This window comes from Haloarcula sp. CGMCC 1.2071 (assembly GCF_037078445.1).
In the GTDB taxonomy this organism is placed as follows: Archaea; Halobacteriota; Halobacteria; order Halobacteriales; family Haloarculaceae; genus Haloarcula; species Haloarcula amylolytica.
This window is the reverse complement of the sequence record NZ_JAYMGY010000003.1, coordinates 251292-273631: the sequence shown is the minus strand read 5'-3', so window position 1 is coordinate 273631 and position 22340 is coordinate 251292. Positions and strand designations below refer to the sequence as shown.

23 protein-coding genes are annotated in these 22340 nt (G+C 65.2%); 11 read left to right on the top strand and 12 right to left on the bottom strand.

The window, feature by feature from the left end; genetic code table 11:
• Nucleotides 1–56: 56 nt before the first annotated feature.
• The 4 genes from VI234_RS08715 to VI234_RS08700 form a co-directional block, all read right to left on the bottom strand.
• The gene (locus VI234_RS08715; RefSeq protein WP_336329767.1) at nucleotides 57–1205 is read right to left on the bottom strand and encodes an ABC transporter ATP-binding protein; all 1149 of its coding nucleotides are present in this window, start codon (nucleotides 1203–1205) and stop codon (nucleotides 57–59) included.
• Nucleotides 1195–3066 carry an ABC transporter permease gene (locus tag VI234_RS08710; protein ID WP_336329766.1) on the bottom strand — a complete coding sequence of 624 codons (1872 nt, stop codon included), beginning with the start codon at nucleotides 3064–3066 and terminating at the stop codon, nucleotides 1195–1197. Before VI234_RS08710 ends, VI234_RS08715 begins: the two co-directional genes overlap by 11 nt.
• A gap of 12 nt (nucleotides 3067–3078) precedes the next feature.
• The gene (locus VI234_RS08705) at nucleotides 3079–4203 is read right to left on the bottom strand and encodes a thiamine ABC transporter substrate-binding protein (protein ID WP_336329765.1); all 1125 of its coding nucleotides are present in this window, start codon (nucleotides 4201–4203) and stop codon (nucleotides 3079–3081) included.
• 64 nt (nucleotides 4204–4267) lie between these two features.
• Complete coding sequence (locus VI234_RS08700) at nucleotides 4268–4660, bottom strand: DUF5658 family protein (protein ID WP_336329764.1); 393 nt, start codon at nucleotides 4658–4660, stop codon at nucleotides 4268–4270.
• 94 nt (nucleotides 4661–4754) lie between these two features.
• On the opposite strand from VI234_RS08700, the gene VI234_RS08695 reads away from it, so the two are divergent.
• From VI234_RS08695 to VI234_RS08675, 5 genes are all read left to right on the top strand, one after another.
• Nucleotides 4755–5411: a sugar phosphate isomerase/epimerase family protein gene (locus VI234_RS08695; RefSeq protein ID WP_336329763.1), complete on the top strand. Its 657-nt coding sequence runs from the start codon at nucleotides 4755–4757 to the stop codon at nucleotides 5409–5411.
• Nucleotides 5412–6007: 596 nt separating this feature from the next.
• The gene (pdhA, locus tag VI234_RS08690; protein ID WP_336329762.1) at nucleotides 6008–7120 is read left to right on the top strand and encodes a pyruvate dehydrogenase (acetyl-transferring) E1 component subunit alpha; all 1113 of its coding nucleotides are present in this window, start codon (nucleotides 6008–6010) and stop codon (nucleotides 7118–7120) included.
• A gap of 60 nt (nucleotides 7121–7180) precedes the next feature.
• Nucleotides 7181–7885: a hypothetical protein gene (locus tag VI234_RS08685; protein WP_336329920.1), complete on the top strand. Its 705-nt coding sequence runs from the start codon at nucleotides 7181–7183 to the stop codon at nucleotides 7883–7885.
• Nucleotides 7886–8059: 174 nt separating this feature from the next.
• Nucleotides 8060–9385, top strand: coding sequence for a divalent metal cation transporter (locus VI234_RS08680; RefSeq protein WP_336329761.1), 1326 nt, complete (start codon nucleotides 8060–8062; stop codon nucleotides 9383–9385).
• Nucleotides 9382–9936: a hypothetical protein gene (locus VI234_RS08675; RefSeq protein ID WP_336329760.1), complete on the top strand. Its 555-nt coding sequence runs from the start codon at nucleotides 9382–9384 to the stop codon at nucleotides 9934–9936. The genes VI234_RS08680 and VI234_RS08675 overlap by 4 nt, the downstream gene beginning before the upstream one ends.
• Nucleotides 9937–9998: 62 nt before the next feature.
• Here VI234_RS08675 and VI234_RS08670 read toward each other — a convergent pair whose 3' ends face one another.
• The 3 genes from VI234_RS08670 to VI234_RS08660 form a co-directional block, all read right to left on the bottom strand.
• Complete coding sequence (locus VI234_RS08670; RefSeq protein ID WP_008310253.1) at nucleotides 9999–10247, bottom strand: DUF7861 family protein; 249 nt, start codon at nucleotides 10245–10247, stop codon at nucleotides 9999–10001.
• 19 nt (nucleotides 10248–10266) lie between these two features.
• On the bottom strand, nucleotides 10267–10422 hold the full coding sequence (locus tag VI234_RS08665) for a hypothetical protein (RefSeq protein WP_191906039.1): 156 nt from the start codon (nucleotides 10420–10422) through the stop codon (nucleotides 10267–10269).
• 79 nt (nucleotides 10423–10501) lie between these two features.
• A complete protein-coding gene (locus VI234_RS08660; RefSeq protein ID WP_008310247.1) occupies nucleotides 10502–12418 on the bottom strand; it encodes a beta-CASP ribonuclease aCPSF1 in 1917 nt (638 codons plus the stop codon).
• Between the two features lie 278 nt (nucleotides 12419–12696).
• On the opposite strand from VI234_RS08660, the gene VI234_RS08655 reads away from it, so the two are divergent.
• Nucleotides 12697–13179 (top strand): hypothetical protein, encoded by a 483-nt coding sequence (locus VI234_RS08655; RefSeq protein WP_008310245.1) that lies wholly within the window; start codon nucleotides 12697–12699, stop codon nucleotides 13177–13179.
• Between the two features lie 41 nt (nucleotides 13180–13220).
• On the opposite strand, the gene VI234_RS08650 is transcribed toward VI234_RS08655, so the two are convergent.
• Nucleotides 13221–14279 (bottom strand): DUF7350 domain-containing protein, encoded by a 1059-nt coding sequence (locus tag VI234_RS08650; protein WP_336329759.1) that lies wholly within the window; start codon nucleotides 14277–14279, stop codon nucleotides 13221–13223.
• Nucleotides 14280–14389: 110 nt separating this feature from the next.
• Between VI234_RS08650 and VI234_RS08645 the strand changes: the two genes are divergently transcribed.
• Nucleotides 14390–14872, top strand: a complete 483-nt coding sequence (locus VI234_RS08645; protein ID WP_049942939.1) for a hypothetical protein — start codon at nucleotides 14390–14392, stop codon at nucleotides 14870–14872.
• Between the two features lie 14 nt (nucleotides 14873–14886).
• Here the strand turns inward: VI234_RS08645 and VI234_RS08640 are convergent, their stop codons facing one another.
• The 3 genes from VI234_RS08640 to VI234_RS08630 form a co-directional block, all read right to left on the bottom strand.
• The gene (locus VI234_RS08640; RefSeq protein WP_336329758.1) at nucleotides 14887–16152 is read right to left on the bottom strand and encodes a DUF7405 family protein; all 1266 of its coding nucleotides are present in this window, start codon (nucleotides 16150–16152) and stop codon (nucleotides 14887–14889) included.
• Between the two features lie 78 nt (nucleotides 16153–16230).
• A complete protein-coding gene (locus VI234_RS08635; RefSeq protein ID WP_008310236.1) occupies nucleotides 16231–16734 on the bottom strand; it encodes a winged helix-turn-helix transcriptional regulator in 504 nt (167 codons plus the stop codon).
• The gene (locus VI234_RS08630) at nucleotides 16731–17066 is read right to left on the bottom strand and encodes a DUF7471 family protein (protein WP_008310234.1); all 336 of its coding nucleotides are present in this window, start codon (nucleotides 17064–17066) and stop codon (nucleotides 16731–16733) included. Before VI234_RS08630 ends, VI234_RS08635 begins: the two co-directional genes overlap by 4 nt.
• Before the next feature lie 81 nt (nucleotides 17067–17147).
• Between VI234_RS08630 and VI234_RS08625 the strand changes: the two genes are divergently transcribed.
• The 3 genes from VI234_RS08625 to proS all read left to right on the top strand — a co-directional run bounded on the left by VI234_RS08625 (nucleotide 17148) and on the right by proS (nucleotide 20327).
• On the top strand, nucleotides 17148–17870 hold the full coding sequence (locus tag VI234_RS08625) for a hypothetical protein (protein WP_008310232.1): 723 nt from the start codon (nucleotides 17148–17150) through the stop codon (nucleotides 17868–17870).
• Nucleotides 17871–17963: 93 nt separating this feature from the next.
• Complete coding sequence (locus tag VI234_RS08620) at nucleotides 17964–18743, top strand: SAM hydrolase/SAM-dependent halogenase family protein (protein ID WP_336329757.1); 780 nt, start codon at nucleotides 17964–17966, stop codon at nucleotides 18741–18743.
• Between the two features lie 129 nt (nucleotides 18744–18872).
• Nucleotides 18873–20327 carry a proline--tRNA ligase gene (gene proS / locus VI234_RS08615; protein WP_008310230.1) on the top strand — a complete coding sequence of 485 codons (1455 nt, stop codon included), beginning with the start codon at nucleotides 18873–18875 and terminating at the stop codon, nucleotides 20325–20327.
• Nucleotides 20328–20339: 12 nt separating this feature from the next.
• On the opposite strand, the gene VI234_RS08610 is transcribed toward proS, so the two are convergent.
• Nucleotides 20340–21299 (bottom strand): patatin-like phospholipase family protein, encoded by a 960-nt coding sequence (locus VI234_RS08610; RefSeq protein WP_049942938.1) that lies wholly within the window; start codon nucleotides 21297–21299, stop codon nucleotides 20340–20342.
• A 489-nt stretch (nucleotides 21300–21788) separates the two neighbouring features.
• Here VI234_RS08610 and VI234_RS08605 point away from each other — a divergent pair, with 489 nt between their 5' ends.
• Nucleotides 21789–22202, top strand: coding sequence for a CBS domain-containing protein (locus VI234_RS08605; protein ID WP_049942937.1), 414 nt, complete (start codon nucleotides 21789–21791; stop codon nucleotides 22200–22202).
• Nucleotides 22203–22340 lie beyond the last annotated feature (138 nt).

The window sequence follows — 22340 nt, the reverse complement described above, 5'->3', positions numbered from 1 at the left end:
CACAGGTGGGTTAAAACAGGCTCCATTCCGGCGTGGGCGTGGGGATTGGTAGCTTACTACTGTCTGTCGACAGTGTGTGCGTCCGCCGGGTCGAAGCCGACTGTCACCGTGCCCGTCGGCGGGTCTTCGGCTCGTAACAGGAGTTCTCGGCCCTCCCAGTCGAGGTGAACGCGCGTCGTCTCCCCGAGGAACTCCGCGCTCGTGACGGTCGCCGTCAGCGCGTTCCGGTCGGCACCGAGGGTAAGCCGCTCCGGTCGCACACAGAACGTGAGCCGGTCCCCGGCCGAGACAGCGGCCTCCGGGTCGCTGTCACCATCCAGGGCCACTGAGAGCGTCGTACTGTCGACCGTCACGTCCGCGATGGATCGTCCACTCTCGTCGCTGGAATCGTCAACCCTGTCGGTCGACCGAACTGCCGTCACCTCACCGCTGAGAACGTTGTTGTCGCCGACGAAGGTGGCGACGAACTCTGTCGCCGGCTCACGGTAGATGGTCCGCGGCGGTGCGACCTGTTCCGGCGTCCCGTCGCGCATGACCGCCACGCGGTCGGACACCGCCAGCGCCTCCTCCTGGTCGTGGGTGACGTAAATCGTCGTAATGCCCAGTTCCTGCTGAATCTCGCGGACCTGCACCCGGAGGCGTTCCCGGAGCTTCGCATCGAGGGCGCTCATCGGCTCGTCGAGCAGGAGTACGTCGGGGCCAGGGGCCAGTGCGCGGGCCATCGCCACCCGCTGCTGCTGGCCGCCAGAGAGCGTGTCGGGGTCTCTGTCCATCATATCACCGAGGTCGACCAGTTCCAGCAGTTCTCGCACCCGCTCCTCGTCGCTGCCGCCGCCGGGCGGGTCGGTGAACGAGAGCCCGTAGGCGACGTTCTCCCCGACGGTCATGTGTGGAAACAGCGCGTAGTTCTGGAAGACGACGCCCACGTCGCGGTCCTCCGGCGGGACGCCGGTGACGGATTCACCGTTGAACCGGACTTCGCCCTGCGTCGGCTCCTCGAAGCCGGCGATGAGCCGGAGTGTCGTCGTCTTCCCGCAGCCGGAGGGGCCGACCAGCGTGAAGAACTCGCCCTCCCGAACGGAGAGCGAAAGGTCATCGACGGCAGTCGTCTCGCCGTAGCGTCTGGTGACGCCGTCGAGTTCGACGGCCGTCGGGGCGGCGTGGTCCGAGTCAGCTCCGTCCGGGGGCGGCTCCTTAGAACCCAACGTCGTCACCCCCAAGCCGGTCGATGAGCAGGAAGCTCGCGCTGGTGACCACGAGCAGGACGACGCCCATCGCCGTCGCGGGGCCGAGCCGGCGGCCGATGAACCGCTCGATGGCGATGGGCATCGTGAACTGGTTCGTTCCGGAGGCGAGTACAATCGTCGCCGAGAACTCCCCGATAGAGATGGCGAAGGCGAAGGCGGCCCCGGCGATGACGGCCGGCCACACCAGCGGCAGTTCGATGTCCACGAGCGCTCTGGCTCGCGGCGCGCCGAGTGCGCGGGCGGACTCGACCAGCGTGTGGTCGATACCTTCGAGGCCGGGCGCGACCGTCCGGACGACGAACGGGTAGCCGGCGACGGCGTGGGCGGCGATGATGGCGAGGCCGCCGCCGACGGCGATTCGCGAGCCGCCGACCTCGACACCGAAAACGAGGCCCCGGAGCAGGCCGAGGCCGACAACGATACCCGACACGGCGAGTGGGGCCATCGCGACGGCGTCGATGAGCTTCCGGCCGCGGTAGTCCCGCGTCGTGAGGACGGCCACGACGACGCCCATCGGTAGCGCGACGGCGAGCGAGGCGACGCCGAACAGCAGCGAGTTCCGGACGGCGTCCCACGGCTGGACCTGGAACGACGCGCCGGTCGTCTGGCGGTCGACGAGGAACCGATAGTTCGCCAGCGTCAGGCCCTCCGGCCCGCTGAGGCTGGCGAAGATCATGCTCGCTATCGGCGCGACGAACACCGCCAGCGCGACGACGGCGTAGACGGTGAGCCCCAGCCGAGGGAGCAGTTCACGGACCGAGAACGACGGGGGCGTCAGGGGTCGGCGCGGGAGCGGGCGAATCCCCCGCGACCGGACGGTGTGCTTGGCCTCGTACCGGAGATACGCGTACAGCAGCCCAAGCGAGATGCCGAGTTCAATCAGCGCGAGGGCGGCCGCCTCGGCGTACTCCAGGTCTCGGATGAGTCGGTAGACGAACACCTCGACGGTCGCCAACTGGAACCCGCCCAGCGCGAGGACGATGGGGAACGTGCTGAAGGTGAACACGAAGGTCAGCGCCGCGCCCATCAGCACCGACGGGTACAGTTGCGGAGCGACCACGTCACGGAACGCCCGGAAGGGACTCGCGCCGAGGCTCCGCGCCGTCTCGACCGCGCTGGCGTCGACGGACTCCCAGGCGGCGGTGGTCACTCGGGCGACGAGCGGGGCGTTGTAGAACGCGTGAGCGATGACGACGGCCTCCAGCGTGAACAGGAGGTTCACCTGTCCCAGACCGAGCGCGCCGAGCACGGCGTTTAGCGTCCCGTTCCGGCCGAACGTGGCGACGAAGCCGACCCCGACCATTATCGACGGGAGGACGAAGGGGAGAATCGTCAGCGATCGGAGCGTCCGCCGGCCCGGGAACTCGTAGCGGGCCAGCAGATACGCCGCCGGCAGGCCGAGGGCGACGCTGGCTACCGTCGACAGCGCCGCCTGGTACGCCGTGAAGCCGATGACGCCCAGCCGCCGGTCCGGTGAGCGGATGCTTTCGATGACGGCTCCCACTGGTTCGCCGACGAGCAACCGCGCCGGCTCACCGAGGTAGAACGGGTCCCGAAGTATCGAGGCGAACACCCGGCCCGTCCAGCGGCCGTCGACGAGGACACTGTCGATAAAGACTGTCGCCACCGGGTAGTAGAAGATGCCGAGCAAGAGGGCGATAGTTGCGACCGCGAACCCGACGATTGCCCGACGCTCGACAGTGTTGCGGACGGTCCGGCCTCGCTCCCGGGACGGACTGCTCGCTGTCTCCGTTGACTCCTCACTGTCGCCACTACCACTGTCGACACCATCTGCACCGTCGCTGAAATCTCGGGCCACAGTCCGTCGTCGTCAGTTCGAGGCGAACTGCCGTTCCCAGTCTGAGATCCAGCCCGAGACGGAGCCCTTGAGCTCGTCGTAGCCGAAGGTGACCGGCTCCGGGGGCTCCTGTGCCAGCTCGGCGTAGTCCTCGGGGAGATCGGCGGACTCGGTCGCCGGGAACTGGACGTTTCGGACGGCGATCTCGCCCTGGATCTCCGGGCGCAGCAGGAAGCCCATGAACTCCCGGGCGAGGTCGGGGGTGTCGGCCCCGTCGAACACCGCCATCCCCTCCGGGTTGGCGTAGCCCTGGTCGTTCAGGAAGCGGATCTGGTGTTCCTCGAGGTCGGCGTCGTTCTGGTCGGCGAACACCTGGTCGGTGGAGTAGGAGACGACCATCGGCGCTTCGCCGCCCGACCACGCGCTGTAGGCGTCGCTCCAGGAGCCAAGCACCCGAACGTCGTTGTCCTGCAGGTCGCTCCAGTAGTCCAGATAGCTGTCGGGGCCGAACTCCTTGACCGTGTGCAGCAGGAACGCCCGTCCGGTGGCCGAACTGGCTGGGTTCTGCGTGATGAGGTCGCCGGCGTGTTCCTCGGCCAGCAGGCCGTCGAAAGTCTCCGGCGCGGTGGTCTCCGTGCCGTCGAACACCAGGCTGATGTAGCCGGTGTCGTAGGGGATCGCCCGGCCGTCGGGGTCGAACTGCAGTCCCGGCTTGATGTCGTCCTGCCCGGCCACGTCGCCGACGTCGGCGAACAGCCCGTCGTCGAGGTTCTCGTCGATCCGGACGAGGTGATCCGTGTTCAGCCCGAGGTACATGTCGGCCTCGATGTCGACGCCGGCGTTCCGGCGCTCGATGTAGTGGTTGACCTCGTTGCTCGGCGTCTGCCAGATCAGGCGGGCGTCGAACTCCTCCTCGAAGCGCTGTTTCACCCACGCGCCCGGACTCGTCGACGGCGAGTCGACGAAGGCGCTGTAGGTCCCGACGACGAGCGTTTCCTCTACATCGCCGGCGTCGCCGGTACTCGTCCCGGTCGCGGTTGACTCGTCCGTACTCGACGCCTCAGTGCTCGACTCGTCGCTACCGCCCAGCCCGGCACAGCCGGCAAACGAGACGGACACCGTCGCGCCGGCCGCTGTCAGGAAGGAACGTCTATCCATTACTCCGTGGTCACACCCAGTGGTACTTAACCCCGGTGTTCCAGAATCCTAACGTCTCAGCGTCTCAAAGCACCGCAGCAGTCGTTATTACCCCACGGTACTGCAGGATGGTGACTGAGTTGTAGGCGACGACCGCGAGCGTCACCACGGCGAACAGGGCGAGAAACACCGTCGCGTTGCGCTCGGAGAGCAGTCGCCACCCGGCGACCAGCCACAGCATCGCCCCGAACTTCACCAGCCAGAAGCCCGCCAGTCCGAACTCCGCGAGCATCCTGCGGACGACGACGACGTTCCCCTCCTGCAGTCCGACCGTGAGCCCGGTCATCGTCAGGAGGATGTCCCCGACTGTTGCGACGAGGATGACGGTCCAGAGTACTGCATGTGTGTGCGACAGGTGGTGTTCCCACCAGAGCGTCACCCCACTCTCGTCTGTCTCTGCGCTCTCTTTGCCGGGCATCACCGACATATTGGACGGAAACAGCATGAATACTCGGGCCAGCCGTGTCGACGAAGGGACTGTTTTATTTTTGCCGTCGTGGAATCTCCCTCCAATGAATCTCGTCGGCAAGTGCCCGCCGACCACAGCCAAGCTCGACGCCGCGGCCGACCGGGGCTTCGACAGCGTGGAACTCCACCTCCGGCCGTCGGACCTCGACGATGTTGGGGCTACAGCGGCGATGGTCAAACAGTCACCCGTCTCGGCGGCGTCGGTCCACACGCTTCACGCTCGCCCGGACGATCCGGAACCGTTCCGCCGGAGCGACGCGCTGGCCGAGCGACTCGACGCTTATCTGGTGGTCCACAGCCAGTACGCCCAGCACACGCACACCACCCTGCTGGACAGCTACGACCTCGCCGCCCCCTGCGGCTACGAGAACAACCCCGGCGCGAGCCAGTTCTCGCTCGCCAACCTCCTGCTCGACCGCGGCCACGATCTGGTGCTCGATACGGCCCACCTGTTCATGTCCGAGCCAGCGTATCTGGAGTCACTCTCGGACCTCCTGAAAAGCTACGGCGACCAGATTCAGGTCGTTCACTTCACCGACGGAACGCTCTTGAACGACGGCCTCCCCTTCGGCAACGGGGAGATACCCCTCGAACGAACGGCCGAAATTTTGGCTTCGGAGTTCGACGGCGACGTCGTGCTTGAGGTCATGCCCGACGACCAGGCCGACGCCCGTCGGCGTGTGCTGGAGTGGCTCGACTGAGATCAAAAGGCAGTGTTTAGTGAGTGAATAGAAGTTACGAACAGCCAGAAAGCCCCGGCTGTCATCGGACGCGCAGCGTCCGATTGCCCGCGAGAGCGAAGCTCTCGTCCTGGCTGAACTCGGGGGTGGTTCGAAAGACGCGTCGCGTCTTTCGTCATCACGAGAGAGCAAAGCTCTCTCGAACGACCTCGCTGCGCGCTTCACTCACTACGTTCGTTGCAGTGCTTGCGTCGTCCGCCGTCCTCAGAAATCAAAGATTTCTGATGGGCTGCGCAAGAGCTTCGCTCTTGCGAACGTCGTTCAGCCAGCCGCCCCTTTCAATCCCACCCGAGCCGGTTGGGAAAGCGATGCTGGGTGGGACTGAAAGGGGTCGCGTTCTCAGCGAACCCCGGCGAAGTAAGCACCCACTGGAGCGCAACGAGCCGCGGGTCGCGAGGGACCGGCGGTCCCTCGTCTCGGCGAGCGGCGGAGCCGCGAGCCAAAGCTGAGAACGCGAGGGCTTTCTGGCTCTCTGCAGTCGTCACTGCTAAACTAAACACCACCGACCGAAACTGACACAGCTTTTTGCTCGTCCGCTTCGAGTGTGGTGGTACGACATGTCATATGACGTTCTCAGTCGGGCACCCGACGACCGGGTACAGGCGCTCGATTCAGACGGTGAAATCGTCGACCCAGACCTCATCCCGGACCTGTCCGACGAGGAACTGGTGTCGATGTACCGCGATATGCGCTTTGCGCGGCGGTTCGACGAGCGGATGATAAGCCTCCAGCGGCAGGGCCGGCTCGGCACGTACTCCTCGCTGGCGGGCCAGGAAGGGTCTCAGGTCGGGTCGACGTATGCGCTGGCCGACGAGGACACTATTTTCTACCAGTACCGGGAGCACGGCGCGCTCGTCGCCCGCGGGCTCCCCTGGGAGTACGTCCTCTACTGGATGGGCCACGAAGCGGGCAACGCCGCTATCGGTGACGTGAACGTGTTCCCGCTGAACATCTCCATCGGCGCGCACCTGCCCCACGCCGTCGGGTGGTCGTGGGCGGCAAAGAAAAAGGGCGACGAGCGCGCGGGCGTCGTCCACTTCGGCGACGGGGCCACCAGCGAGGGGGACTTCCACGAGGCGATGAACTTCGCCGGCGTGTTCGAGACGCCGACGGTGTTCTTCTGCAACAACAACCAGTGGGCCATCTCCGTCCCGCGGGAGCGCCAGACCGCCAGCCAGACGCTGGCACAGAAAGCCGACGCGTACGGCTTCGACGGCGTACAGGTCGACGGCATGGACCCGCTGGCGACCTACACCGTCACCGAGGCCGCCCGGGAGCGAGCGGTGGGTGCCGACGGAGAGGAGCAGGAACCCATCTTTATCGAGGCCGTCCAGTACCGCTTCGGCGCGCACACGACCGCCGACGACCCGGACGTGTACCGGGACGACGCGGAGGTCGAGCAGTGGCGCGAACGCGACCCGCTGGACCGCATGGAGGCGTTTCTGCGGAACTGCAATCTGCTGGACGACGAGAAGATCGACGTGATGGACGACACCATCGGCGAGCGACTCGGCGAGATTATCGACAACGCCGAAGCACATGCCGCGGACCCGACGGACCTCTTTGCCGACGTTTACGCCGAATCCACGCAGAACATCGATGAACAGCGCGAGTACTTCGAGGGCCTCCGCGAGCGCCACGGCGACGACGCCTTGCTCGAGTCCGAGTAGCCGACCGAGCCTGTTATTGCTGTCCCGTCGCTTCCGTCTACTGTGACAGAGTGGCCACCGGTGGACCCCGCCGACGCAACGGCCGTTGCACAGCAGCGTGACGAACTGGTCGCGGCGGTCCGGGACCACGCCGGACAGGTCGCCTACCAGCTCGCCAGGCTGGAGGGCGGCGACTACGGACAAGCGGACATCGAGACCGACCGCGGCGAGTGGACCGTCAAGTACGAGGGCGGCGACCTGGAGTACCTCCGCTTTTCGCCGTCGCGTGGCTCCGACACGTACGTCATCTCGACCAAACAGCCGCCGGAGCCGGAGCCGCTGGCTGCCGCACTCGCCGACTACGACGCCTTCGTCGAGGGGTTCAACGACTACGTCGCGTCCCTCGACGGCGTTCTCGACGACGTGTCGACGGAGTTTCCGGACATCGCGACGACCGACGGTGTCGTGGCTGAACGCGACCGCGTCCTCGGTCGCATCCGCGAGATCTGCGACCAGATCGCTCGGGAACTCCAGCGCTACGAGGGCGGGGACTACGGGACCTTCACCGACCGAATCGGCGGCACGCGCTGGGAACTGAAGTGGGACACCGACGGCGCGTCGTATCTCCGGGTCGGCGGGAGCAACGGCCTCTATCTCCTCTCGCAGTACGAACCGCCCTCGGCCGCCGACATCCGCGAGTACGCCCCACAGTTCGCGGACTTCGTCGACGCGTACAACGACCACGTCGACGAACTGGAATCGGACCTCGGAACCGTCGAGCTCTGAGTCGGCTCAGCCACTGTCGGCTGCGGCACTGTTTCACCCGGTGAGCGGATAGTGTGCCAATTCGGTAAGTGCTGTCATTTTCGCACAACCGCTGTACAGCAGCTGAATTACCGAAGAATACCACCGAACGATATGTCGGCAGGGTTTTCAGGGGGCCTCACCCAAGCCGGAGGTATGAGTTCGACCGAAACCGTCGACAGTTCGGCTGTTAGCAAGGGAACGCTCGGTGAATACGCCGAAGCGATGGGGCCGTCCTGGATCGCAGGTGCAATCGCCGCCGGCCCGGCGACGATTGCCAGCCTCGTCACCGCTGGCGGTGCGTTCGGCTACAGCCTCCTATGGGTCGTCGTCCTCTCCGCGGGGGCGGGGGCGCTGGCCCAGTACCTCGCGATGCGGCTGGGACTGTTGACCGAGCGGGGCATCGTCGCCGTCGTCGAGGACCACCTTGGCGAAACGTGGGCATGGCTGCTGGTCGGCGACGCGGTGCTTGCGGCCGGCGTCGCACAGCTCGTCATCATGAAGACCGTCGCCACGGTCTCGGCGACGGTGACCGGTATCGACGCGCGCGTCTGGGGCGTCGCCTGGGCGCTCATCCTCGCGGCGGGATTGGCGGGCGGCGGCTATCGATTCCTCGAACTGGCCGCGAAAGTCCTCGTTCTGCTGGTCGTCGTCGCGTTCGTCGCCAGTCTGTTCGTCGTCCCCATCGACGCCGGCGCGGCGGCGACCGGGCTGATCCCGTCCGTCCCGTCCGGGAGCGCGCTGGTCGCGGCGGGCATCCTCGGCGGCGCGGTCCACATCACGCTCATCACGATGCACTCCTACACGATGCGGGCGCGGGGCTGGACCCGCGATGACTACGACCTCGCGACGGTCGACGTCGGGGCGTCCATGCTGGTGGCTTTCGGCATCTACAGCCTCGCCATCTTCCTGGTGACGGCTAGCGTGCTCACTTCTGGCGACCTGACGACGGTCGGCGCTGCGGAGGCCCTCGGCCCGCTGGTCGGCGACAGCGCCCGCTGGCTGTTCCTGCTGGGCCTCTGGGGCGCTGCCGTGTCGACGCTTGGGGGCAACACCATCGTCCCGCCGTTCCTGCTCGCCGACAAGCTCGGCTGGGGCACCACTATCGAGGACAGCCGCTACCGCGGGCTACTCGTCGCCGTCGCGCTGCTGTCAGCGCCCGGTGCGTTCATCGGCGGGAACGTGCTCGGCCAACTCGTCCTCGTGCTCGCGCTCGGCACCGTCGGTACCCCGTTCGTCATCGCCCTCGTCCTCTATCTCCTGAACTCCGACGCGGTTCCGGAGTCGAACTCGCTGGTAGCGAACGTCGGTGGGCTGGCGCTCATCGCTGTCTCGGGCGGGCTCGCCGCGAACTTCGTCGTCGAACAGCTCGGCGGCGGTATCGGACCGCTCTCCGGGTTCGTGCTGGCCTTCGCCGTCGTCCTCGGCCTCGCCATGGCCGGGCTCGGCGGGAAGTTCCTGCGGGAGGAACTCCTCGCGTGACCGGCGTCGGGTTCCCGCTCTCGGGGTCGACGCTCGTCACCGGTCCCTCGAACGCCGGCAAGACGCGGACGACCGCTGCCGCCATAGATGCCTGGCTCGACAGCGAAGGACCCGAGGGCGTTGTCGTCCTCGATTTCGCGCCCGAACTCGAACGGGACGGAACCGTGCTGGGCGGCCGTCTTGACCGATTCATCACCGTCCCAGAGTCGGTCTGGATAGGCCGAACCGATGCCAGTGCGCCCCGCGCCGAGAGCGAGACGAACGACCAAGCGGTCGCCCTCGCCCGGGAAAACGCCCGCCGTGCCGAGCACCAGATGGACACGCTCCCGGGGAATCCCCGTGCGGTGTTCGTCAACGACGCGACGATTCCGTTTCAGCACGACTCCGCTGCGGTCAGCCGGCTCACCGACTACTGTGACGAGGCGGACGTGGCCGTGCTGAACGCTTTCGATAGCGACGAACTGGGCGTCGATGACCCGGTGTCACGGGCCGAGCGGGACGCGCTCGATAGGCTCCGGCGCTGGGCCGACCGGACCGTCGACCTGTCGTAGCGTCCCGCGCCAGCAGAAGAAGTCCGGGGCGTCGAACGCTGACCGGACGCGTCAGCGGCGGGCTACGACCCGCCGCGTTTCCGGAACCAGACGCGCTCGCCGACCGGACTCTCGTCGTCGCCGATGTCCAGCCGACTGACGAACAGGTCGCGAATGGCCATGGTGACGACGAGTTCAGTCGGCGCACCGGACTCGTTTTCGACGGTGACGACACAGTGACCGTCTCGCTCCGCTATCTCCGTGATTGTGCCGACGGTCCATCGGTCGCGGTGGTGTGACGGTTCCTGTGCGTGAATGCGGTCGTGATCCATAGAACTGCTGTGGGTTATCTTACCGGTTCCACTCGTAGAACCACCACGCGCCGCCCAGTGCCATCAGTCCGATACCCAGCGTGGAGGTGGCCGGCTCCGGGATGATGAACAGCACGAGTCCGATGAGCACCATTCCGACCGGTTCGAGTTCGTCGAGATACTGGATGATGTCCATACGCGGTAGTTCACCCGCCTGCCGTATAGAGGTTCGTCCGGCTATCGGGGAGTGAGAACGAACCGCAACGGTGACTGGATTAGCGGAAGCGGAACGTTTCGAGGTTCTCCGGCGCGAAGGTCCGGATGTTCTGGTCGTGGTACAGCGACGAGGAGAGGTCCTGTGTCGCGGATTCGTCGCCGTGCACGCAGAGGATTTTCTCGGGTCGGGGGTTCATCGTCTTCACGAAGTTTTCCAGCCCCTGTCGGTCGGCGTGGCCGGAGAAACCGTCGACTGTCTCGACGGTCATCTCCAGTGGGACTTTCTCGCTGCGCCCGCTGCCGCCGACGGGTACCTCGTCGATGCCGCGCTGGATTCGGTTGCCGAGCGTTCCCTGCGCCTGATAGTCGACGAAGGTAAGCGTCGAGTCCGGGTCGGGGCCGAGCTGTTCGAGCCAGGACATGACCGGCCCGCCGGTGAGCATCCCCGAAGTAGAGAGGATGATAGCGGAATCGCCATCGGCGATCTCCTGTCGTTCCTCGTCGCCGCCGTCGATGGGGTTGAACTGGTCAGCCAGGAACGGGTTCTCGTCTTCGTCGAAGAGACGGTCCTGCAGACCGTCGCGGAGATACTCGGGATAGGTCGTGTGAACGGCCGTCGCCTCCCAGATCATCCCGTCGAGGTGGACCGGCATCTCGGGGATGTCGCCGTTCCGCATCGCCTCTTCGAGGACGAGCATGAGTTCCTGTGACCGCCCGACGGCGAAGGTCGGAATGAGGACTTTCCCGTCGCGGTCGTAGGCGTTCTGGACGATCTGTTTGAGCTTTCGCTCCGAGTCTTCCTGGTCGGTCTGGTAGTCGTTGCGGCCGCCGTAGGTCGACTCCAGCACGAGCGTCTCCACCCGCGGGAAGTCGTTGACTGCGCCGTCGAACAGGCGCGTGTCATCGTAGTGGATGTCGCCGGAGAAGGCGACGTTGTACAGGCCGTCGCCGACGTGGAAGTGACACACCGACGAGCCGAGGATGTGGCCGGCGTTGTGCAGCGTCAGTTTGATGTCGGGCGCGATGTCGGTCACGTCGCCGTACTCCAGCGGGATGGTGTGTTTGATCGCTTCGCGGACCATCTCGGAGTCGTACGGCGGGGTCCGGCCGTCGTCCGCGGCGGTATCGAGGTAATCGAGCGTCAGCAGGCCCATCAGGTCCCGCGTCGGCTCGGTGCAGTAGATGGGACCGTCGTAGCCGTACTCGAACAACAACGGGACCAGCGCGGAGTGGTCCAGATGCGCGTGGGTCAGGACGACGGCGTCGATGCCGTTGGTCCCGGCCCCGAACGCCTCCGGGATGTCCAGATACGGCTTTTCGCCGTTGGCCCCGGGCTTGTTGCCACAGTCGATGAGGATGCGCGTGTCCGGCGTCGAGAGGATGAACGCGGCGCGGCCGACCTCTCGGCAGCAGCCCAGTGTCGTGATGCGGACGTACTCGTCGTCGGACATCGGCTCGCGGTGGATCTGCCGGCCGACGCGTTCGAGGATGTCCCGGCGGTCCTCGCGCTCCTGTTTGAGGAAGTTCCGGACGTTCTCGACTGTCGAGGACTCGATGGGGGGCGTTCGAACGACTTCGGGCGTCCAGCCGACCTCTTGCGTGATGTCACGCAGGGTCGAGCCGCGCCGGCCAATGACGACGCCGGGCTTCTGTGCCTGGACGACGACTTCGCCGGTGTCGGTGTGGAAATTCAGGTCCATGACGCCGGCCTCCTCGGGGATGAGTTCCCGAATCGCCGCCTCGGCCTCTGCTGGCGGAGCCAGTACGTCAGGATCCGGGCGGACCGTAATTCGCTTGCGGAGTTTCGATGCGAGCCGGCGAACGAGGTCGCTGTTCGCGGCGAACTCCTTCGGGTCCCGCGTGTATATGACGAGTTCCGGTCCCTCGTACGTGACATCCGAGACGGAGATACGGCGCGGGACTTCCTCGTCAATCGTTGCCTTCACGTCTTCGAGTTGCTTGTCTACAGTGCTCATAGCTCAAAACGGGGTATCATCCCGGTAGCGGGGCCGTCCACGGCTGGTGCGGGCCGACCTGGAGCCGCGGGATGTACGCTCTCTAATAAAGTCATCAGTTATCGGTGAGTTGCCTCCGGACGTGGAGAGATGTCCGGAAAACCGACCTCTATTTCTCAGTATTCCCCTCGTGTTATAAAAGCCTTCGCAATACGGAGGGTAGGGGGCCGGACCGCGGTCGACGCGCTGTTGCCCAAAGGAGTCCAAAGGAGTAAACGCACACCGTGTGAGACGCCGCCATGCGACTGACACCGGACACAGTCCGCGACGAGTACGAATGGGTACAGGACCGTCGTAGCGACGTCGTCCCGCTGGTGAACGAAACGCGAGCCCATCTCGGGTCCCAGTTCGACGTCGACGTCGACCCGCTCACAGACGACGCCTACACGGCCGCCATCGACGAGGTGTTCGCCGACGGCGACCGTGCGGTCAACGTCGCCGCGCTGGTTCGTCTGCTTCGAGAACTGGACGTCGAGAGCGATTACCCGGGCTTCGTCGTCGACGAACTGCTGGGCCGTGAGCTGGCAGCGATGATCGCCGGCGAGCAACCGCTCCGGTTGCTTGCGGAGGCGACCTTCCACGTCGCAGATGTTCGGACGCACGGAAACGACGGGGAGGCGGCGGGCGCTGATGACCTCGACGCCGCACTCGCGGCCGGGGTCCAGACGCGGGTCCCGGGCTGGCCGTGGCAACAGACAGAGAGTCCGTTCGCCGTGGAGTGAGCCGTGGTCCGCTCTCGCAACCAAACGACTGGTCGAGGCGGTCAGCTACCCGAAAACGAGAACGAGGGCGTCGTCAGGAACGCCGTCTCGTACCCCTCGTGGCGGGACACCTGTGGCGGGGCGACGACATCGACACCGACAGACGGCTCCTGGGTCGCCGTCTCGACGACTGCGCCGTAATGATACCCGAGTTCGGGGTGGACCCCAGCGGTCAGCGCGTCGTCGAACACCGTTTCGCCGTCGGCCTCAACACTCCCGTCGAGGGACATCATCGGGAGGGGAACGCGGTTGTACGGCGTCCGAGCCGAGACGGCGAGATACGACTCGCCATCGGAGAGGAACGCGGCGTCTTGTACCCACGTAACGGCGTACACGCCGTCGCTCCCTTTGTCCGTCCCGAGGACCGTTCCGGGCAGGGCCGACACTTCTGGGACCCGCGATGTCGGTACCATGTCCATGTTCATCAGGTCGACCGCCCCGCGCTCGCCCTGTGAGTCCGGGAACTCCTCGAAGGAGAGTTGGTCGCGGGTGCTCTGTGCGAAGTCGAACTCGACCGTTGCCTCGCCGGCCTCGCCGAACCGACCGTCGAAGGCCCCCAGTCGGCGTTCCCCCATCCCGTTGACGCGGACGGAAAGCTGGTAGACGCCGTCGCCGTCGAGCGCGTAGTTGTCGCCGTAGTGAAAGCCCATGTTCTGGGAGATCATCGGCCACGGGGACTTGTCGGCGACCGTCTCGCCGTCGCGTTCGATGGTGATCGAGAGGCCGGCAGACACCGGGAGTACCATCTCGGTCTCGGGGTCCCAGACGGTCGCCATCAGGTGGACGCTGTCCTCGCTCCGGATGTCGACCTTTTCGGCTGTCGTCCCGGTTACCGTCCAGAAGCGGTGGGGAAAGGAGTAGCTCAGCCCGACCATGTACTCGCCTGCCTGTGCCATCCCCGCCATCCCCATGCCCTCAGCGTGGGTGGGGCGGTACGTGGCGTCGGGGCGGTTCTCGACCAGCGGGGGAGCGCGTGTCGACTGGGAACTCAGCGAACCACACCCCGCCAGGACCGTCGTGCCGGCGAGGCCGGCACTGGCGAGGAACTGTCGGCGATTCATGCACCGCCTTTGGGTCCTCGTCTGAAAGACCGTTCTGGTACGATAGCCGAATGCCGTGGCGGGACCTAGACGGCACAAGATATTTGCTATCGGTCGGTGCAATCCCGGCCGTGTCCTCCAAAATCGCCCGCACTGCGGTCCTCGGCTTCGTCGTCCTGACCGCGGGATGTTTCGGCGCGCCGTCACCGGAGTCACCGGCCTCGTCAGAAACAGCGACAACCGGTGCATCCCCGACAGGGACCGTCGAGTTCCATGACGGTCCGAAGGACCCGCCCGCCCGACCCACGACACTGAACGAGTTCTCCGCCCGTGAGTTCGTCTACGAGTACCAGTATCGGAGCGTCTACAACGGTCTGTGGCAGGGCGAACACACCGAGATGAGCCTCGATTGCCGCGTCGACAACGTCACCGAACGGTCGTGGGGGTACGACGTCGTCATCACTTGTACAGGATCGTCGACGACCGACCCGCCGGCCGACTCGACAGCGACGGACGGCCCGATATCCGACTACTTCACCCAGTCGTATCGCTACAGCGTCAGCGCCGACGGCCTATCCCGTGAATCAGTCGAGAACCGCGACCCGGTATCCTGACGGCACCGGGCCAGTCAAGCCGGGTCGGCCGGTGGGAGCGCCCGCAGGGCACGCGGCGGGAGCAGGTAGTTCCCGCGTCGGGTGACTGTCATGTACTGGAGAATACCGTTGTTCACCCGCTGGCCGACAGCCGAGTCGTTAGCGACGTCCGTTCCGTTCATCGCCTGTTTCGTCGCGACGAAGTCGGCGATAGAGCGCTGCAGCGAGAGGAAGTGCAGCCCCGCTTCGCCGCCGTCGGTCGAACTGAAGTCCCGGCGGAGAAGGGTCGGTGTTCCGTCGTCCCTGACGCGGGACATCTTCTGTGCGTGGCCGACGACACCCTCCCGTCGACCGCTGTCGACCACGTCTTCGGGGCACTCGCCGGCACCGTTGTCAGTGCCGAGGTTCTCGCCGACGCCTTCGACCCTGTCCTCGTCGGCGTGGGCCGGACAGAACATCTTCGAGACGCGCTGGTCCCGGGAGTCCTGTTCGTACCACTGCTGGAGTTGCAGCCGGATCTTCGAGAGGTGCTGGGTCGCGCCGCCGGCGAACGGTCCCGAATCGACCGTTACGCGGTCCTCGGAGGCCTGATTTTCCTTGAATCCGGACTTGAACCCCATGAACAGCGGGGCCTCTTCGGGGACCGGGTCGGAGTCCGGAACCCCGTCGACATCCTGATTCTCGGCGGGGAGGCCGGCTCCGACGAAACCCGTCCGTCGCTCTGCCTCGTGCAGGACGCCTTGGAAGGTCGCGCTCATTTCGTGGTCGTTCGCAGCGTCCCGATTGCCCTTCAGCGCTTCTTCGGCCTCGATGACGGCCCGCTCGTCGTCACTGGCGAGGTGCAGGAGCGCGTCCGGCGTGTCGAGTTCGGGGTCTTCGAAGGGGGCAAGCGCCATCGGCTCTGGCAGGTCGACGCCGGCTACGTCGGCCTCGAAGCGGTCGAAGTAGGTCGGGCTGTACCCGAGGGTGAACAGCAGCCCCTCGTTGCTCCACTCGTAGGCCTGTTCGAGGTCTCGGAGCGCCGTCTCGACCTGATCGCGGTCGGCATCTGTCGGCGTTCCGTCGCCGGTGTAATCCAGTAGTAGAAGGACGTGGTGGCGCGACAGTCGGTGGTTCCCCGCGTCGTCGGTCGCCAGCGACGCGTCCCAGGCGTGCTGGCGCTCCGGGAGCGACGAGGGGTCGTCGGTACCCTCGGGCACCGTTCCCGACCCGCGGTCGAGACAGGCGGCCAGCGCCGCGGTGCCGCCGATGGCGACGGCGCTCTTGGCGAACTCGCGTCGGGAAATTCCGCGTTCAGTCATCACCAACCCTATGGACTGCCCGTGCAATTGGGTTGTGGTACGGGACTCGAAATCGGCCACTGTCCGCGGGTAGTCGAACTAGCCGCTCTCGAAGAGGCGGTCGAGTAACCGGGTGAAGCGGTCAGACAGGCGGTCGGGGGCCGTGGGGTCGACCGTCGCGAGCAGTTCGACCGTCTGGTCACGCCGACAGAGCGCCAGCGTCACCCGTCCCCCGTCCCGACGCTTTTCGACGATGTCGTGTTCGACCAGGCCGCTGAGGTGGTGTTCGAGCGTGCTCCGAGCGATGTCGAGGTGGTCGGCCACTTCGCCGGGGTGAGCGGCTTCGCGCTCTATGAGCGTGACGAGAACGTCTCTCGCCGTCTCGCGACGGAGGAAGGCGATGGCGTGGCGCTCCCAGGGGTCGAACGACGCCGTGTAGTAGTGTGTGCGCCCGTTGACCGACTCGCTGTGAACGCCGTCGAGTCGGCCCAGATGGTACTGCACTTGTCCCGTTGCGAGATCCAGTGCCCGCGTTAGCTCCCGGAAGTGGACTCCGGGATGGGACTCGATGTGTCGGTAGATGCGGGCTCTGGTGTCGCTCATAGTCCCTCCTCGTCGAGTCGTTTCTCGACGGTCCGGGCGTAGTACACTGCGCCGAGGACGAGGACGACAAAGAGGGTATCGAGCGCGTGTTCGAGGAAATGGTGGGTCGGTCCTGAGACCAGTGAGAACCCCGACAGCAGCGCGATGAGCGGGCGGGCAAACAGCGCGGTGAGTGCCAGCGCAATCAACAGATACGGACGCGTCCTGCGCTGGCGGTACGCAACCAAGGCGAGCCCACACAGGACTGCCCCGGCCACAGCGGAGAGGACGACGACGGCGGCGATGTCCCAGCTCCCGGCACCGAGATGGCCCCCAATACTGAGCGGTTTCATCAGGCGTTTACTTCGGAACCACGGTGCCTCAGTCGTTCGGTTTTGCGCGACTTTTTTATCGGACCGCTGAGACGTGGCGGTATGGACTGCATCGGCTTCATCTGCGAGCCTGAACACCCGGTGTTCGGTGCCGTCGCAGAGCGGCTCTCCGCCCGGGGGTTCGACGTCCAGTTTCTCCGCCCCGGAAACCCGGTGGCCAGAGCCGATATCGACGACCTGGCCGCACTCGTCAACACGACGCTCCGGCCCGAGTCGTTCAGCGCCCTTCGCTACGCCGACAGGGTCGGCGTCGAGACGTGGAACGGGTTCCTGCCGACGACGGCGCTGGCCTGCCGACTCGTCGCCCTCCACGGACTGGAGCAGGTCGGCTGTCAGGTCCCGACCGTCTGGTTCGAAAAGCCGGATCGAGACTACGTCGCCCGGACTCGCTACGCCTGGGACGGGATGCCGGCGAACAGTGACGAGGGCGATTTCTACCAGGCTCGGGTCCGGGCGGAGCCGGTCGAGTACAAGTACTTCGCCGTCAACGACGGCCGCGAAACCCATCTTCGGGCGATTCAGGTCCGGTCGGAAGTCACCGGGCTGGACCACGTCATCAGCGAGGAAACCGTCGAGGTGACGCTCGCGGCCCGCGTCCGGGAGTTGCTGGACCGTTTCGGCGCGCGGGCACTCTGCGTCGAGTTCGTCGCGGGCGAGGAGGGGTTCTACGCGCAGGCTGTCGACCCCGCGCCGGGATTCACCGGGACGGGAATGGAACGCCGTGTCGCTGACTCTATCGCCTCGCTGACGACAATCGGTGCCTGAGTGTCGGCGCGGGGTGCGTTTGACAGCGCTGGCTCTGTTACTGAGGCACAAGATTATACAGGTTCACCGACGTGGTAGCGACCGGAGCTTCACATGAGCACGTTCGTCCATCTCATCGCGGACTACGGCCCGTCAGACCCGGCCTTTTCGGAGGTCGTCCACCGCCTCACCGCCGCAGACCCGACCATTTCCGTCCAGTCGACCGAAATCCAGCCGTTCTCCACCGTCGCAACGGGATTCTGGATCGCACAACTCGGCGTCCACAACCCCGCGTTCGACGACCTGCTTATCTACTCGAACACCGCACCACGAACCACGGAATCAACGCCTGAGCGGGCCGACACCGGCGGGGCGCTGTGCTATCTCGAACTGGACAACGGCGTCCCCGTCGTCGCCGTCGACGCCGGCTACAACCTCTCGTTTATCGCCGGCCGCGCGACGACCTTCCGCGAAATCGAGCTCCCGGCCGACACCGGCCAGTTCCGGTCGCGGGACGTGTTCCCGCGCCGCGTTGCCGAAATCGCAAGCGGCAATCGCTCTTCGCTCGGGGCGGAGCGCTCACTCGACGACGTCCCGGCCCCGCCCGAGTCCGTGGTCTGTCACGTCGACGGCTACGGGAACGTCAAGACCTCGATTCGAACCTCGGAGTTCGAACCCGGTAGTGACACAGTCGCTGTCGAACTTAACGGCGCATCCCGAGAGGTCGTCGTCAGGGACGCTGTATCGGACGTTCCGGAGGGGTCCCTCGCTATCGTCCCGGGGTCGGCTGGAGGTGGCGACCCGTATCAGGAGCTGTTCTTGCGCGGCGGCTCCGCGGCATCGGCCTTCGGTACCCCGGAGCCCGGAGATAGTCTCTCTATACGGGCGGAATAGAGCTGAGATCGACCTCCGCTACGACGGTCCTCGCGGCGCGAAGCGGGGCATAGAACTGGTCCGGTCGGCGTGCCAGCGGCTCACCACCCTTCGGGGAGTTTATTAGCGCCGTGGGCCACGACACACCTAATGAGTGGCGAGCAGGAACTCGGCATAACCGAGAGCAAGGAGCATTCACCCGGCGAGTGGTACGCCGAGGTCGTCCAGAAGGCCGGCCTCGCGGACTACGCCCCCATGGGCGGGTTCATCGTCACGCGCCCACGCGGCTACGCCATCTGGGAGCGTATCCAGAACAACCTCGACGGCTGGTTCAAGGACACCGGCGTTCAGAACGCCTACTTCCCGCTGTTTATTCCCGAGAGCTATCTGGAGAAGGAGAAAGACGTCGTCGAGGGGTTCGACCCCGAGGTCGCGTGGGTGACCCACGGCGGCCACGAGGAACTCGAAGAGCGCCTCGCCGTTCGGCCCACCAGTGAGTCCATCATCGCGCCGTTTATGGCCCAGTGGACCCGCTCGCATCGGGACCTCCCGATGCGGCTGAATCAGTGGTGTTCCGTCGTCCGGTGGGAGGCCACCGAGACGAAGCCGTTCTTCCGAACCAAGGAGTTCCTCTGGCAGGAGGGCCACACCGCCCACGCCGACGAGGACGGCGCGTGGGAGGAGACGATGACCCGCCTGGACCAGTACGCGCGCCTCTACGAGGAGGTCATGGCGATGCCGCCGCTGAAGGGCCGCAAGCCCGAGCACGACAAGTTCCCCGGGGCACACACCACGACGACTATCGAGACGCTAATGCCGGACGGGAAGACTGTGCAGGCCGCCACCTCCCACTACCTGGGGACCTCCTTTGGCGAGGCGTTCGACATCACCTACGCCGACGCCGACGAGGAAGAAAACACGGCCCACACGACCTCCTGGGGGCTGTCCTGGCGTGCAATGGGCGCGCTCATCATGACCCACTCCGACGACCAGGGGCTCGTGCTCCCGCCCGCGCTCGCACCCGATCAGGTCGTCGTCGTCCCCATCTGGCAGGAGGACAACAAGGACGAAGTCATCGACTACGCCGCCGACCTCGCCGCCGAACTGGACGAGGCCGGCGTCCGCGTCGAACTCGACGACCGCGAGCACCGCAATCCCGGCTTCAAGTACAACGAGCACGAACTACACGGCGTTCCTCTCCGAATCGAAATCGGTCCCCACGAGGTCGAGGACGGGGAAGCCACGCTGGTCCACCGGCCCGACGGTGAGAACGCGACCGTCGACCGCGAGGGCATCGCCGACACCGTTACCGACCACCTCGACACTGTCCACGCCAAGCTGTACGCCGACGCCGAGGAGACGCTGGAGGGCGAAATCCGCGAGGCTGAGTCCCGTGAGGAGATTCTGGGCACTATCGGCCAGCACGGCGGCTACGTGAAGTGTGGCTGGTGTGGCGACGCGGACTGTGAGGAACCGATCAAAGACGCTATCGCGGCCGAAATCGTGATGGTTCCCCTCGACCGCGACGAGGAGCCGATCCACGACGACTGCGCCATCTGCGGTGAGGACGCCGAGGAGACGGCGTACTTCGCGAAGAGCTACTGAGAAGGCGGGTGCTTACTCCGGTATCCGGTCCAGAAACGCGCCGGCTTCGGCCCGGCCCGTTTCCATGAGGTCCTCGATGAACCGAGGGTCGCGGTCGCGCTTCGAAGCTGCTGTCAGCTTTTCATCGAGTCCCAGTCGCCGTATCTCGATGTGTTTGAAATCGTCCGGGAGATACCCCTTTTCGACCCATTCGTTGACCTTCCGGACGAAGAACAGCTCCTGATTCAGCGAGAGATTCCCCGATAGTTCCTGCCGGCGGTCGGTGATCTCCGCAAGCGATGTCGGGCGGTCGTCGCGGGTCTGTGGCTCGATCTGGATGACCCAGATCTCGTCCGGTTTCGGTCGGTCGCTGGTCAGGAACTCCCGGATCGGTGGGTTCTGTGAGAACAGGCCGTCCCAGTGCCAGTGGCCGTTCAGTTCGACGGCTTTGTACAGCAGTGGGAACGCGGCCGAGGCCAGCACCGTCCTCGCTGTGATGGCATCGTCGGTGAACGTCTCGAACACGCCGCTGTTGACGTTGACCGTGCCGACGGTCACATGTGGTGGTGCCTCGTCGGCGAGACTGTCGAACTCGTCGAACTCGATGTGGCGGTCGAGCAGCGATAGGAACCAGTCGTGGCCGACTGCTCCTGGCGTCGCGTAGGGCGAGATGTCGGCCGCAGGGACCATGAGATTCTGTAGTCGCTTGCGCCAGACGAGCGACTCGTTCAGCAGGACTGAGGGCGGTGTCGTGGCGGCGACGTCACGCCAGACGTCTCCCAGCAGTTTCTCGGCGTCGTCGGGGCCATCACTGAGCAGTCCGTACCAGGCCGTGACCGCACAGAGCGCGCCACCGGAAGTACCACTCAACCCCACGAGATTGTACTCGTCGTCGACAGTTGGCAGGAGTCGTTGCAGCACACCGGCGGTAAACGCACTGTGGCTGCCGCCGCCCTGACAGGCGATGGCGACGCTGGGTCCATGACCAGACATGGTTTAATTCATATACGAGGGGCTTGCATAGATAGTTGCCGGCCCACCGATACTGCCGGCTGTGAGCCGGTGAAGTGTCTTGCCACCTCTGGGTAGCGGGCATCTTCACTAACACAGCCGGCAGTATGAAGGAAGGATGGGGTCGGGGAGCGTGTGACATTTTCCTCCGTGCCCCCGATGATCACTGCTGTCTCTATGTATATAAATCGCCGTCAGACTACAGTCATACAAACGCCAAACGGCGAACAGATACCGTCGTGGGAACCGTGGATGTATCGCCCATTCTGGGTCATCAGCGGTGGGCCGACAGCCCCAAGATGATCGACCAGCTGGGGTGCGGCGTCGGGGAGACAGTGGGCGACTGATTGGGTGGTGCATTCGTCGTCGCGAGCGCGGAATATTAAGACCTTATATATTTCTCTGCATCGCTGCAATCGGTAAATATCCGGAACCAACACGGTTATACCTCGCCCTATGTTATCGGCTGTCATGGACGACGTGTTTGTCGGACGAATTATGTCATCGCCTGTCACCACTGTTGCTGCTGACGCGAACGCGAAAGCGGTCGCCAAGCGGATGCTCGACGAGAACATCAGCTCTGTTGTTGTCGTTGACGCTGACGGAGCGTTGTTGGGGATTCTCACCTCCACGGATTTCGTCGAAATCGCCGCAGAAGGTGGCGATACGACGGCGCTAGACGTGTCTGACTTCATGACGACGGAGCCGGTTACAGTAACGGCAAACGACCCCATCGAGGCGGCCGCAAGCCTGATGCTGGACCACAGTGTCCACCACCTTCCTGTCGTCGATGAGACGGAAGGAGTCGTCGGAATGTTGACGACGACTGACATGACGGCCTACGTTTCGGGTATCGAGCAGTCATCCGCTCCTGTGCTCGGCTGAACAGCGTGTGAACCGCCAGCCCGCGGACGACCGTTTATAAACCATGATACAGCCCCAACAATCGTTATAAATATATACTCCCTAATGTGGGGTTAAACAACACTAATACCATTAGGATTACCCTCTTATAGTGGCATC